Origin of the sequence: Psychrobacillus sp. FJAT-21963, from assembly GCF_001420585.1 — a bacterium.
In the GTDB taxonomy this organism is placed as follows: Bacteria; Bacillota; Bacilli; order Bacillales_A; family Planococcaceae; genus Psychrobacillus.
Genome location: NZ_LJIY01000001.1, coordinates 738,607 through 750,189, shown reverse-complemented (window position 1 = coordinate 750,189; position 11,583 = coordinate 738,607). Strand labels below are relative to the sequence as shown.

The window sequence follows — 11,583 nt, the reverse complement described above, 5'->3', positions numbered from 1 at the left end:
GTGGCAAGTAACACACCGAAATTAGGATTATTAAAGAAAGATCCAATACTAGACGGAAATGATACTTTTAATATCCAAACAATGCTAAATGAGAACTGGGACAAAATAGATGAAAAAGTAGCGCTACTGGATCCATTGACTGGCAAAATACCTGCTGATCAAGTTGAGGTTGACTCAAGTTATTTGAACAGTACTGGATATGCGGTTACAACAGGATCAGCAAATGTATTAATAGCAAACTTAAATCCCCCACTCACAACATATGCCGAGGGTGTTTCAATACGTGTGAAAATAAGTGCCACAAATACAGGGGCTTCTACCTTAAATGTGAATGGGCTGGGTGCCAAGTCTATCAAGAAGTCGAACGGAAACGACGTTGCTGCAGGTAATCTTAAGGCAGGAAGTATCTACACGTTAACTTATGATGGAACGGCTTTTATCTTACAGGGTGAAGGGGGGGAATATGGAACCGCGACCGCCGGGGATGTACTCAGTGGAACAACGATAGGAACAGAAAACGGCGTTATTCCCGGAACATTAGCACTTACAGGTGATGCTATAGCCTCACAAGTATTGGCCGGGAAAACATTTTATAACACAAATGCAAAGAGTAAAGTAACTGGAACAATGCCTAATAGATCCGGTTTAAATGTAGGTGCAGGCGGTACTGCTAACGGCATGACTAATCCCGGTAAGTTTGAATATGATGTTATCCCTCCAGTAGTCGGATATTATGATTTAAACTCAAAAATCCATCAAGTATTAACAAACCTTATACCTTCTAATTTTAGAGCCGGAGTAACAATCCCGGAAATAGGTCTTTCCGGTACACTTGACATAGCCTCTTTAGGTGGTAAAAAGTTCGCAACAGGTACTGTATCCGGTATTTTAAGTGGTTCGTATCGCACTATAGAAGTTACAGGGTTAGGCTTTGCGCCTAAATATATTATGACTTGGGTTGCAGGGACTTCTTATGTTGTATTGCATTATTACAATAGTGATTGGAACCCCGCTAATTATATACAAATTGATACATCACAAAGTACGTCTTTTTGGAATAGACCGTTTGCGGATATTCCTCAAATAGGTCACTATGTAGGTCCTTCGGGGTTTAAGTTTTTGGTTTATTATAATTCACAATATAACTGGATTGCATTCGGATAGGGGGTACTTTTATGCAAATAGGTCGTAGAATTTACTATGATGCTAGTACTGGAAATTTAATTTTAGATACAGGGGAGAAAGAAGGTTCAGTTGTTCCGACAACGATAGAACAAGACTACGAAAGTTATACCGCATTAAAGGATAGAGTACCCTCTCTTTTAGGGGTAATAGAATTAGAGTTTGGCGAATTTGCTCAAGATTTTATGGAATCGAATGGCGTTAGAGTGAATTTAGTAACAAAAGGGCTAGAATTTAGCTACCCTGATCCAAGTGAGCCAGAAGCACCACCTATATATCAAGCTCCCTTGAGCAAATCTGTTTCTTTGCTCGAGCAAGAAAATGCAATGTTGCAAATGAGTGTCATGGAGTTATCATCATATGCAGCTTCGCAAGATGAAAGACTACAAGTACAAGAAAATGCAGTTATGGAACTATCAATGTTAATTGCAGGAGGTATGTAAATGTTCAATGAAAAAAGTGGGTTAGTTCAATTATGGGTAAAGAATGTGAATGATCCAAATAGCGGATATACTCGCGAACAAGTTCCAGCTTTATCGAACTTACGTGAAGTTGTATTCGCTATTTTAGACAGAGAAGCATAAGTCATGTGGCATTTAATAAACAATACAATTAGGAGGATATTTATGTTTAATGAAAATAGTGGATTAGTAAAAATTTGGTTTGGTGCAGTTTTAAACGGGACATACACTTATGCCCAGGTACCAGCATTATCAAATCTTCGTGAAGAAGTGGGTAAGAAATTAACTGATATGGGATACGATATTACAGAGCCAGCACCTGCACAGTAAGGTGTTTTTTTGGTTTAAATCGTATGAGTAACCTAATGCGTCGCCAAAAAGAAATGAATATATAACATCAAAGCACCTCAATAGGTGTATTTTTTATGTCTTTTTTAGATAGGATGCTATAGATGATAAAGGAGGCACAAAATGAATTTATTAAATAATTATTTTGGTATTTCGCTCGTGGTAATGTTTCTATATATGATGTTGTGTTTTTCCCCAACTATTTATTTTCTAGTCAAAATGATATACTCGCCTTATAAATCAAAAGGCAGGGGAATATATGAACAAAATAGAGGAACTTTCAACAAAAATAAGTGAATTGGAACTAAGGTTTGAAGGCTTAAAAGATTCAATGTCTATATTCCAAGACAATATTAATAATAATATTTATTGGTTTTATTCAGTAATTGGTATATTTGTAGCACTATTAGGAGCTGTCGGAGTTGCGTTGTATTTTTTAGTAAAGACTGCAGTAGGTAAAGGTATTGAAAAAGGAATAAATGACATCGAAGGAACAGTAAGAAAGGAAATCGAGTCAATCAAATCAGAGAATAGTAGATTTATGTCTGATTTAGATGAAAAGGTAATAAAACTAATTAAAGAGAATTATCCGATAAGGTGGGCAAAAGGTGCAATTTCAGGCATTTATTTAGATAAAGGAAAGTACTTAAAAATTCATGTAGGAGAAGACCAAGTTAATTGGAGTATTCCAACCACAAAAATTTCCATTACAACCAAAGATGGTATTGAACTTTTGCATAAAGTTGTTGGAGAAGGATCTGAAGGGGTTACAGTGGAAGTTATTAATTATAGCCCTGCACTGCACGGAAATATCATTGAATGGGCATTAATTTGGCAAAAAGAAATAGAGAGAATTTAATTATTTTTTATTCACAGAGGGACCAAGCGTCTTGAAGATTATTATAAGTCTAGAAGGATTCCCTCCTCTTTTGCCGAATTGTGAATGAAAGAGGGAGGAACTAAATATGTTGCTTTTTGTTTTACCGATATATCGTGTTTCCGCTTTCGAGTGGGAAAAAGAATTTGAGAATAAAATGCATGCTGAACTTAGTCCTTTATACGATGATAATATATCGTTAGAAAGAGGAAAAGAGCGGTATAGGAACAGAGAACTTTATCATTATAAATATAATGATGTAGTTGCTTGGCTTGAACTACACTTAGATTTTAATAAGGTCAAGGGTAGAGTATTCATTGCTGATAAAAAGCGATTTGTAAGGGGTTTTAAACCTGTCTTTCGCGATAACTACAAAGCTAGTGGGATAGAGATATCTATAATAAATAAGAGTAATGAAAAGATAGCCGAAGAATTAATTCAAAGTGTAATGGAATATAAAGAATATGCTTTTAAGAAACGTAGTTTAGATATAACTCTGTTACAAGGATTGGCTAAGCATGTTGATTATAAAAGTATATTAAAAGAAAGACATTAATATAAGAACGTCCACACCGGGCGTTCTTTTTATTTTTGCTAGATATAGAGATACTAGGGGGATGTGTCAATGACATCGGAGGGGAACTCAATGGATATTTGGCAAGATGCAGTAAATAAAAGACTTGATGGTCATGATGTTCTTATACAACAAATTCGTGACCAACAGCTATTGGATGGGCACGATATCAAGAATTTAAAAGAAGATATCAAGGAAATCAAAGATGATACAAAGTGGACACGTCGGGCAATTACAAATGCTTTTATAGTTGGGATTATTGGTGGAGCCGTAGCACTTATTTACACAGTATTACAATCATAAGGAGGAAAATAAATATGAAAATCAACTGGAAAGTACGTTTTAAGCACAAACCATTCTTAATCGCATTATTTTCACTGGCGTTGCTACTTGTTCAACAGGTAGCTTCTTTTTTTGGATATGACACTACTATTTACAATGACCGAGTAACGGAATTGTTTAATACTGTTCTAGCAATTCTAGTGCTGTTAGGTGTAGTTTTAGACCCAACTACTGAAGGACTGTCTGATAGTCAACAAGCAATGTATTACAACAAACCACGGGATGAGGTGAAATAAGATGGTTAAAATCTATTTAGATGCCGGGCACGGTGGTAGTGATCCAGGTGCAGTAGGGAATGGATTGAAGGAAAAAGACTTAACCCTTATATTAGCGAAAAAAGTAGAAGCAATGTTAAAGGATTATCAAGATGTGGAAACTAAAATGAGTCGAATAGGAGATACCTATCCATCCCTTTCTTCCCGTACTAATGAAGCTAATAAGTGGGGTGCAGATTACTTTATGTCTTTCCACATTAATGCAGGTGGAGGTACTGGTTACGAAGATTTTGTTTATCCAGGTAGTTCGAAATCTATTGCTTACCAAAATATTATTCATGAAGAAATTGTTAAAACACTCGGTAAAATGAAAAATCGTGGAAAGAAACAAGCGGATTATCATGTATTGAGAGAAACTGAAATGCCTTCTATATTAACGGAGTGTGGTTTTATTGATAATAGTTCGGATGCCTCCCTATTAAAGCAAGATGAATTTATCAAAGAAATAGCGCAAGGGCATGTAAATGGTTTAGTAAAAGCATTTGGTTTAATAAAGAAGGAGGAGGAAACAGAAGTGGCCGAACAACAATTATCAGCTTCACAAGAAGCTATTCGCCAAGAAGCAATCCGATTAAAAATCACGAATGGTAACGATCCGTTTAGAATGGTTAACCAGTTTTATTCATGGGCGGTTGCAATTCCTCAAGCACAGAAAATTGAAGCATTGGAAAAGCGCATTTCAGAATTCGAAAAAAGATTAAAATAACGAGAAATCCTGCTCACGTTTGTGGGTGGGGCTTTTTTCTTATATCTATAATTTACCTTGTATTACATTTTGTATTACATTTTTATATACATTTTGTATGTACATTTGATATTATAGAGAATAAGAAGGGGGAATTATTATGGTAAAGGCGAAAGTTCTAGCTAATTATTTAGTTAAAGCTTACGAGGAATTTACTGATAGTCCTTTTGGTAACAGTGAACTAAAACTACAAAAATTAATGTATTTTATTCAAAGAGAAGCATTGGCTATTGATGGTCAAAAACTCATTGATGAAGACTTTGAAGGTTGGGTCCATGGTCCAGTTCTTCCAGAATTGCGCTTTTTCTTTGACGAAGAAAGTAGTGATGATGAAGACGTAGTAGAAATCAGCGAACGAGAAAAATATATTGTATCTAACGTTTTAGATCAATATGCGCAATATGCTGCTTGGACTTTGCGTGATATGTCTCATAACGAAGAGTGCTGGAAGAAAAGCAGAATAGGATTAGACGATTCAGAAAGAGGGAACGTTATTATTCCTATTGATGATATAAAACTTGATGCAAATACTGTACGCTTATACGATAGTAATTGGGGGATGTATCTAGATGAGTTCGATGACGAACCTGAAGAACCAAACTATCTCCAATAACGCTTTAGAATTGATTGGTAAACTTTGTGATTCCCGTTTTGCTTTTTTTGACAATCGTGCTCAAGAATATAAGTATAAGGTAAGGCCCGTCTTAGTTATAGGTGTAGAAAAAGATAAATTACCTTGTGATATAACTGTATTACCAGTTTCAAAGATCAGTAGAGAAGAAAATATTAGTGCGTTATATGATTATCCTCTGACAAAAGAAAATCATCCTTTATTAAAATTAAAATATGATCCTTCTTTTGTTAGAATACATAAAATATCAACGATGCATTCTAAAGACTTAACATTTTACACAAATAGTCAACTGAATGTTGTTTATCCAGACACATATAGTGAAATAGAAGATAAATTTAAAACGTATACATCAGGGCTATTTTAAAAGCTCAACTGAATTTTAATTTTGCTTTCAAATTAGTTTAGCGACCTTCTCTTAATCGAGTTGGTCGCTTTTTTCTATTGAATAAATTAATGGTGTCCTTAACTTTCCGCTATTCGTCCAACCTCGTGCTTTTACTTTGCATAAATAAGGTGGGGTTCTACTAAATAACTCATTTTTAATATCCGTAGTAAAACCTAGTTTTACACTTCCAATATAATTACCTTCCACACTTTTCAATTGCACCGTTAGAGGTTCAAAAGTAATCTTCGATACTACACAATCATGATAACTCCAATTTATTATTTTCCTCCAATTATCCGTTCTCTTACCAGGCATATAGGTACTACCTAAACGTTTAGTTACTATTCCTTCCATGTTATTATCTTTAATCAAATTAAATAACGACTTACCTTCTGTGTGTATGTAAGGTACCAAATGAATGTATGGAGAATTAATCTTTGCCAACACTTCAGTTAGAAGTCCTTTTCTTTCCTCAAGTGGATATCTAGAAATGGATTCATTTTTATAAGAGAGAATATCAAAAGCCATGAAGTATATAGGTTGTTCTTTATTTCCACTAAAACGTGACATAGCTCCTTCAAAATTATCCGGTGCATCTGTTCCTGGTGCTATTAATTCACCATCTAACAGGACATCATGTTGAATATGTAGCTCTGGAAAACGATTTGTTGTTATGGTGCCATGTCTAGTATAAGAATATTTATTTCCTACAAGTAATCGAATACCATCATATTTTGGTTCATAGATCCAATCTTTATTATTAGTTACTGTGTCTTGAGAATTTAAAAGCATCGGTTTTACTTTTTTCATACTGGTGTTCACCTCATTCACAATGCATTATTTCCATCATGAAAAGTTAAAATACGTAAAAATAGAATAATTTGTCGGTTGCAAAATCAAACGAACGTTCGTATAATGAAACGAAAGGGAGGGAACAGGTGTGCGTATTTTATTAGAGAAATATTTTAGTCGTAATCAAATTATTGAAATGATGTATCTTTCTAAAACTGGTGAAATGAGTAAAAGGAGAGTTAAAGTCATTAATATTCAAGGTGATTCATTCCAGGCTTATTGCTTTAAAAGGAATGCAAAGCGAACGTTTCTAATAGAAAATGTACTCGCACTTGTTCCTATAATTCAAAAAGAAAGAAGTGTTGTGTGATGAACAAAAGACAAAAACAAATTTATGATTACATCAAAAAGTTCATTGCAGATAATCATTACTCACCATCAATTAGAGAAATTACAGATGGAGTCGGGCTGAAATCTTCTTCAACAGTACATGGCCATTTGGATAGAATGAGGGAAAAAGGCTACATTACTTTTATAGATACATGCTCACGAACTTTGCAAATTATTGAATAAAGAAAAGGAGTGTTCTATATGCCAGCAATTCCTGGAGAGGCTTATCAATATTTCGAGAATAGGATATACCTTCCTATGTTGATTAAGGTATTAGAACATGACCTTGAATTGATAATAAAGCAACCGTTTAAACTGCATCGTCCATATATTGCAATGGTTGAGAATGCGTTAAAAAATGTTAAATCTGATTTAAAGAAAACGGATATTTATCTAAAACGCAAAAACATGAAACTGGTACGTGAGAATATGACCAAAGAACAATCAGATTATGTTTTCATCCATATGGGATGGGAAGAACGAAAGACATATTTGAACACACAACTCCGTGATCGTACTGAAGAGTTGTTAAGTACATATTTAATTAAATAATTCATAAAGAAAGTTAGGTGGTTTGAATGGAATTTTTCGATAATATGATTGATAACCCCCAATTAGATTTATCCAACGTGAAGGATAGAGGAAGTAAAAAATGGGTTGCCATGATGTTGCCAGAACACTTAAAGTTAATTAGAAGTTATAAAGAAGAACAAAAGAAAATACCACGTCCGCAATTAGATGAATGGGATTTACACGCAATAGAAGAAACAATAAACATTGCTATTAAAAGAAAATCGGATGTAGTCATAAAGCTTTGGAAGGATGGGGAGTTTATTCTTCGTGGTGGTATTATTCAAAATGTTGATCTAAAGGATAGAATTATTGAAGTTGATAATCCTTATGGTCTTCTTAGCTATAATTTGGACGATATTGTGGATGTGACTGTTACTGATTAAATAGAAGGACTTTCTCAACTCATCTCGAATAGTATTCAAAAGGGGTGAGATGATGGAGAAGAAATATACAGTCTTGATAGAGTATTCGAAAGGATATGCTCGGGAGTTTAAGACAAATAAAAAACCAAAGAGAGTAAATCCAGGAGTTTTAAAGGTCGATAATTATTACCTTAACATGATTAATGTAGAGAGATATTTAGTTAATGGATTTGTAGTACTAGAATAAAGAAAAACCACCAACCATGTTACTGGAAGGTGGTTTATTTTATTTTAAACTGTCCATTGAATCAGCATATCTTTTAAAATTTGAGTCACTCATATCTCCATTCATTTGAAGGAGAAAGTTACCTTTTTGATGAGTGTGTGAATAAAAAATAGGTCCAGCATTTCCTAATTCGTCATAGTAGCTTTTTGCTTGCGCCAAATCTTTCTCATTTTTAAACAAAAATAATCGACCGCCAGCATCTTCTCCTAATGAAGGAATTAAAATACGTTTCCCTTCTATGCGCGTGTTACCGAACTCCCTATTGTCTAAATCAAATGTCCCTCCAACTTCTAACCCATCGTCTTTAAATTTTTTAATAACATCTTCTGTAGTCAATGATGCATTTTGATTAGTGGATCCATGCTGGAGTAGAGCTAGTTTAGATTTAGATGGCGTTTCATATTTTACTTTTGCAGACTTTTGAACATAACTTCCACCACCTACACCATATAAACCACCATGATTGCTTTTGAAGCTATATACACGATACTCTTCACCTTTTTTCATTTTACGAACATTAGATAAGGATCCATTACTTTCTAATTTCACAAGTGTTGTGTCTGATAATATTGTCACTTTACCAATTTGGCCTAACTTTAATTCTGTCTTACCCCACATGACTTTAGTAGCTGCATTTGCTGTATGAATGCTGTAAGAACTAAAACCAACTACCAACAGTAACATTATAAAAACTTTAAATAATTTAGACAACAAAGTGTATCTCCCCCTATTCTTTAATGGTACAAGTATACTGTTTATTGGGAAAAATTTCATTATATATATTTAAACAGCTTCACCTACTTTACGAAGGTATTTTTTATTTGTTTCTCGCTTTGGGTTTCGGTTTTTCTTTTTGAAACAATACTTTCGTTTTATTGAAGATTTCCCGCTCTATATCTTTTAATGGCTTTCCGTATAACTTACTGCATTTCTCTCTAATATACGAACGGTCCTTTATAAAAGGAGTCTTCATTGTAGCGCATAAGAAAGCCTGATCACTCTCAGCAAATTTACTCACACAGTAAAATTGTTCTGGAATCTTTTGTAGTTCCTCTTCTTCAAAAGGCGCAAGCTCTTCTTTCAACGATTTAACTGTTTCTTTACTTGTAGAGAAAAGTGTATATTGTGCACCAGCATCTTTTAAAGTCTTCTTCATAAAATCGAAGTCCTCTAATTTATGAGCCATCCATACATTTTTCATTCCCCATTTACGTGCTTCTCTACAAGCATCATCATGCACATTGAAAGCCGATGGTGTTTGATGTGGTTCATCGCGAATATAAACAAATGGTTTACCATGACAACCGTTTTTTTTTGGTAGATCATAACGAGACAGGGCAGAGAGCCAAATCTTTGCATCCCAAAATGTCGCTAGTCTATCTGTAGCAGTTTCGAATAGTTCGCTCTTAGGTATTCGAATACCAACAAAATATGCTCCACCGTATTTAGGGTTAGTGATGAGATTTCCATCAATCCATTTACGAACATTTATTAAAGGCTTTCCATCGCCTCCTAGCTTCGGTGACTGCAAAAGGGAATTTCTCATGTAATCATTTGAAAGGAGTACATTTATTCTAGACATAATATCCTTCACTATTTGGTTACGGCTATCTGTAGACATTTCGTGCAGCTCTTGAATCGTTCCAAAAACTATTGGATCCGTAATTTTGAAACTCTTTAGGACGTTCTCTCGGTACTCGTCACTTGTGAGACATAGCACAACTTCCATTAATCCTCTGTCCGGGCTTGTGAGGATTGCTTTTGCTACGGCAGATAGATATCGTTCCATTCGGTCAGTGGTTTCATAGGTTGCTAATTTATCAATAAAATCAATCAAGACACTGGTAAGCTTATTAGAGGCTTTTCTTCGGTTGACTTCAACTTCTGACCAGTCTTCTCCTTTTAGTTTCATGGAAGATGTCATCTCATTCCAATCTGAAGGGGGCATCTGCATGAGGTTTCCAAAGTCTAAATCAATGATATGACTTTCTGGAAAGTCTTCAGGTAAAGCATTAATAGCATCATCAATTAATCCACCGTCAGCAGTATCCATCATGATAGCCGTAAATCCATGTTCAGGGAATAAATGCCCTAGTCTTGAGCCCAACATGGTTTTTCCAGTTCCCATCTTACCGAGTATAACTTGAGGTCTGCATAGTAAACCCCAGTTTGCAGTCGGTAAATGCACTACCTCTTGTAGACCTTTAAGTGATAGCACTCCCCATGGAATCCCTTTTTTCAATGCATCTGGAATCTTAACTTCTCTTCTTTGCACACTCTGAAAATTGAAATCATCCTGTAGTTTAGCACTGGGTAATTCAATGAGCCTTCCTAACTCATTATTGGAAAGAATCATAACATTTGGGTCTAGTAGAGTACGAGATGATGGCGCAAAGTTAATGATTTCTTGTGCAATTCTTTCTTGGGATGATTTAGATAATTCCACACGTTCTAACTCATTGTCTGCATGTAGGTCATGAAATCCGTTTGATAGAGAGGATAGTAGGCTAGCGCGTCTTCCTGGGTCAGATGATCCTGCTAATATACGTATCCAAGTTTTAAATGTTGGATCTTTCCTTTTGCGTTGCGTAGAAGTCTTTAATTCGCCATCAATGAGAATTGTACGTTTTTCTAAATCAGAATCAGAACGTCTTAATTTATCGCGAATTTCTTTGTCTTTTTCACTAGCCTTACCTGCTAATGCATCCATGGCAATATCTAATGCTCCAGCTGCTTGATCCATAACGAAAAGGAAGGCATCTCCAGAAGCTAATAGTGCATCCTTCTTTGATATTTTCATTCGTTTTGGAACTTTGCCTGCTCTAAAATTCTTATGAGCTTTATCTGCAGAATCTTGCCAAGATAGACGGTTAACCGGTTGGCACATGATTTGGATATGCGCAAAATCATCTTCTTTTAATTCCTTTGTTCCCATTAATATGGAGCCTAATGGTTCATGTTCAATACGTTTATCTACTTTCAAAGAAAAGATATTATGACGTGTAAGAGACATTTCACAAACATCAATATCGGAAGTAGATGCTTCTCTTTCTACTGTTTCTTCCGTGATAGTCGCTCTATCCCAAATAAGTTCTAACTGTTGTCGTACAAATGACTCTCGCTCTTTTGGAACAGTACAATAAAAGGCAACGTCATTTGAGGTCATGAGTATATCCCAAAAAAATCTAGAAGGTTCATTCAGCTCCTTATTCTTTAAATTAATACGTTTACGAAATCCCTCATGAAAGTCATGGATGGAACGCATAAAATCGTGGTTTCTTCTATTGGTCACTGTTCTATCTGGAATAATACGAAAGGTGATTAATTCACGTTTGTTGATCAATAAAAATCCTCCTC

At 35.0% G+C, this 11,583-nt stretch carries 19 protein-coding genes; 16 read left to right on the top strand and 3 right to left on the bottom strand.

Features of this window, described 5'->3' with window-relative positions; translation table 11 throughout:
* The 11 genes from AN959_RS03510 to AN959_RS03470 all read left to right on the top strand — a co-directional run bounded on the left by AN959_RS03510 (position 1) and on the right by AN959_RS03470 (position 5,802).
* Positions 1 to 1,164 (top strand): hypothetical protein, encoded by a 1,164-nt coding sequence (locus AN959_RS03510; protein WP_056828307.1) that lies wholly within the window; start codon positions 1 to 3, stop codon positions 1,162 to 1,164.
* An 11-nt stretch (positions 1,165 to 1,175) separates the two neighbouring features.
* Positions 1,176 to 1,625, top strand: a complete 450-nt coding sequence (locus AN959_RS03505) for a hypothetical protein (RefSeq protein ID WP_082460739.1) — start codon at positions 1,176 to 1,178, stop codon at positions 1,623 to 1,625.
* Positions 1,626 to 1,766, top strand: a complete 141-nt coding sequence (locus AN959_RS21235) for a hypothetical protein (protein WP_172794307.1) — start codon at positions 1,626 to 1,628, stop codon at positions 1,764 to 1,766.
* A 42-nt stretch (positions 1,767 to 1,808) separates the two neighbouring features.
* Complete coding sequence (locus AN959_RS21230) at positions 1,809 to 1,973, top strand: hypothetical protein (RefSeq protein WP_216598627.1); 165 nt, start codon at positions 1,809 to 1,811, stop codon at positions 1,971 to 1,973.
* A 277-nt stretch (positions 1,974 to 2,250) separates the two neighbouring features.
* A complete protein-coding gene (locus tag AN959_RS03500) occupies positions 2,251 to 2,850 on the top strand; it encodes a hypothetical protein (protein WP_056828305.1) in 600 nt (199 codons plus the stop codon).
* 106 nt (positions 2,851 to 2,956) lie between these two features.
* The gene (locus tag AN959_RS03495) at positions 2,957 to 3,424 is read left to right on the top strand and encodes a hypothetical protein (protein WP_056828303.1); all 468 of its coding nucleotides are present in this window, start codon (positions 2,957 to 2,959) and stop codon (positions 3,422 to 3,424) included.
* 69 nt (positions 3,425 to 3,493) lie between these two features.
* On the top strand, positions 3,494 to 3,745 hold the full coding sequence (locus AN959_RS03490; protein WP_056828301.1) for a hemolysin XhlA family protein: 252 nt from the start codon (positions 3,494 to 3,496) through the stop codon (positions 3,743 to 3,745).
* Between the two features lie 14 nt (positions 3,746 to 3,759).
* Positions 3,760 to 4,020 carry a phage holin gene (locus tag AN959_RS03485; RefSeq protein WP_056828300.1) on the top strand — a complete coding sequence of 87 codons (261 nt, stop codon included), beginning with the start codon at positions 3,760 to 3,762 and terminating at the stop codon, positions 4,018 to 4,020.
* Position 4,021: 1 nt separating this feature from the next.
* Positions 4,022 to 4,765, top strand: coding sequence for an N-acetylmuramoyl-L-alanine amidase (locus AN959_RS03480; RefSeq protein WP_082460737.1), 744 nt, complete (start codon positions 4,022 to 4,024; stop codon positions 4,763 to 4,765).
* A 139-nt stretch (positions 4,766 to 4,904) separates the two neighbouring features.
* Complete coding sequence (locus tag AN959_RS03475) at positions 4,905 to 5,417, top strand: Panacea domain-containing protein (RefSeq protein ID WP_056828298.1); 513 nt, start codon at positions 4,905 to 4,907, stop codon at positions 5,415 to 5,417.
* On the top strand, positions 5,374 to 5,802 hold the full coding sequence (locus AN959_RS03470; protein WP_056828296.1) for a type II toxin-antitoxin system PemK/MazF family toxin: 429 nt from the start codon (positions 5,374 to 5,376) through the stop codon (positions 5,800 to 5,802). The genes AN959_RS03475 and AN959_RS03470 overlap by 44 nt, the downstream gene beginning before the upstream one ends.
* A 51-nt stretch (positions 5,803 to 5,853) precedes the next feature.
* On the opposite strand, the gene AN959_RS03465 is transcribed toward AN959_RS03470, so the two are convergent.
* Complete coding sequence (locus AN959_RS03465; protein ID WP_056828294.1) at positions 5,854 to 6,633, bottom strand: RNA ligase family protein; 780 nt, start codon at positions 6,631 to 6,633, stop codon at positions 5,854 to 5,856.
* A 130-nt stretch (positions 6,634 to 6,763) separates the two neighbouring features.
* Here AN959_RS03465 and AN959_RS03460 point away from each other — a divergent pair, with 130 nt between their 5' ends.
* Genes AN959_RS03460 through AN959_RS20925 form a run of 5 tightly spaced genes read left to right on the top strand, consistent with a single transcriptional unit; the run spans position 6,764 to position 8,187 of the window.
* Positions 6,764 to 6,985 carry a hypothetical protein gene (locus AN959_RS03460; protein WP_056828291.1) on the top strand — a complete coding sequence of 74 codons (222 nt, stop codon included), beginning with the start codon at positions 6,764 to 6,766 and terminating at the stop codon, positions 6,983 to 6,985.
* Positions 6,985 to 7,188 (top strand): winged helix-turn-helix transcriptional regulator, encoded by a 204-nt coding sequence (locus AN959_RS03455; protein WP_056828289.1) that lies wholly within the window; start codon positions 6,985 to 6,987, stop codon positions 7,186 to 7,188. The genes AN959_RS03460 and AN959_RS03455 overlap by 1 nt, the downstream gene beginning before the upstream one ends.
* Before the next feature lie 18 nt (positions 7,189 to 7,206).
* Positions 7,207 to 7,557, top strand: a complete 351-nt coding sequence (locus tag AN959_RS03450) for a hypothetical protein (protein WP_056828288.1) — start codon at positions 7,207 to 7,209, stop codon at positions 7,555 to 7,557.
* Between the two features lie 26 nt (positions 7,558 to 7,583).
* Positions 7,584 to 7,961: a YolD-like family protein gene (locus AN959_RS03445; protein ID WP_056828286.1), complete on the top strand. Its 378-nt coding sequence runs from the start codon at positions 7,584 to 7,586 to the stop codon at positions 7,959 to 7,961.
* Between the two features lie 52 nt (positions 7,962 to 8,013).
* Positions 8,014 to 8,187 carry a hypothetical protein gene (locus AN959_RS20925; RefSeq protein WP_156350716.1) on the top strand — a complete coding sequence of 58 codons (174 nt, stop codon included), beginning with the start codon at positions 8,014 to 8,016 and terminating at the stop codon, positions 8,185 to 8,187.
* 39 nt (positions 8,188 to 8,226) lie between these two features.
* Here AN959_RS20925 and AN959_RS21635 read toward each other — a convergent pair whose 3' ends face one another.
* Positions 8,227 to 8,940: a hypothetical protein gene (locus AN959_RS21635; protein ID WP_253278862.1), complete on the bottom strand. Its 714-nt coding sequence runs from the start codon at positions 8,938 to 8,940 to the stop codon at positions 8,227 to 8,229.
* 103 nt (positions 8,941 to 9,043) lie between these two features.
* On the bottom strand, positions 9,044 to 11,569 hold the full coding sequence (locus tag AN959_RS03435) for a hypothetical protein (protein WP_056828284.1): 2,526 nt from the start codon (positions 11,567 to 11,569) through the stop codon (positions 9,044 to 9,046).
* Positions 11,570 to 11,583 lie beyond the last annotated feature (14 nt).

What these genes read in the sequence shown, in the direction of transcription:
- AN959_RS03505 (WP_082460739.1), top strand. Translation starts at nt 1,176, where the DNA reads ATGCAAATAGGTCGTAGAATTTACTATGATGCTAGTACTGGAAATTTA.
- AN959_RS21235 (WP_172794307.1), top strand. Translation starts at nt 1,626, where the DNA reads ATGTTCAATGAAAAAAGTGGGTTAGTTCAATTATGGGTAAAGAATGTG.
- AN959_RS21230 (WP_216598627.1), top strand. Translation starts at nt 1,809, where the DNA reads ATGTTTAATGAAAATAGTGGATTAGTAAAAATTTGGTTTGGTGCAGTT.
- AN959_RS03500 (WP_056828305.1), top strand. Translation starts at nt 2,251, where the DNA reads ATGAACAAAATAGAGGAACTTTCAACAAAAATAAGTGAATTGGAACTA.
- AN959_RS03495 (WP_056828303.1), top strand. Translation starts at nt 2,957, where the DNA reads ATGTTGCTTTTTGTTTTACCGATATATCGTGTTTCCGCTTTCGAGTGG.
- AN959_RS03490 (WP_056828301.1), top strand. Translation starts at nt 3,494, where the DNA reads ATGACATCGGAGGGGAACTCAATGGATATTTGGCAAGATGCAGTAAAT.
- AN959_RS03485 (WP_056828300.1), top strand. Translation starts at nt 3,760, where the DNA reads ATGAAAATCAACTGGAAAGTACGTTTTAAGCACAAACCATTCTTAATC.
- AN959_RS03480 (WP_082460737.1), top strand. Translation starts at nt 4,022, where the DNA reads ATGGTTAAAATCTATTTAGATGCCGGGCACGGTGGTAGTGATCCAGGT.
- AN959_RS03475 (WP_056828298.1), top strand. Translation starts at nt 4,905, where the DNA reads ATGGTAAAGGCGAAAGTTCTAGCTAATTATTTAGTTAAAGCTTACGAG.
- AN959_RS03470 (WP_056828296.1), top strand. Translation starts at nt 5,374, where the DNA reads ATGAGTTCGATGACGAACCTGAAGAACCAAACTATCTCCAATAACGCT.
- AN959_RS03465 (WP_056828294.1), bottom strand. Translation starts at nt 6,633, where the DNA reads ATGAAAAAAGTAAAACCGATGCTTTTAAATTCTCAAGACACAGTAACT.
- AN959_RS03455 (WP_056828289.1), top strand. Translation starts at nt 6,985, where the DNA reads ATGAACAAAAGACAAAAACAAATTTATGATTACATCAAAAAGTTCATT.
- AN959_RS03450 (WP_056828288.1), top strand. Translation starts at nt 7,207, where the DNA reads ATGCCAGCAATTCCTGGAGAGGCTTATCAATATTTCGAGAATAGGATA.
- AN959_RS03445 (WP_056828286.1), top strand. Translation starts at nt 7,584, where the DNA reads ATGGAATTTTTCGATAATATGATTGATAACCCCCAATTAGATTTATCC.
- AN959_RS20925 (WP_156350716.1), top strand. Translation starts at nt 8,014, where the DNA reads ATGGAGAAGAAATATACAGTCTTGATAGAGTATTCGAAAGGATATGCT.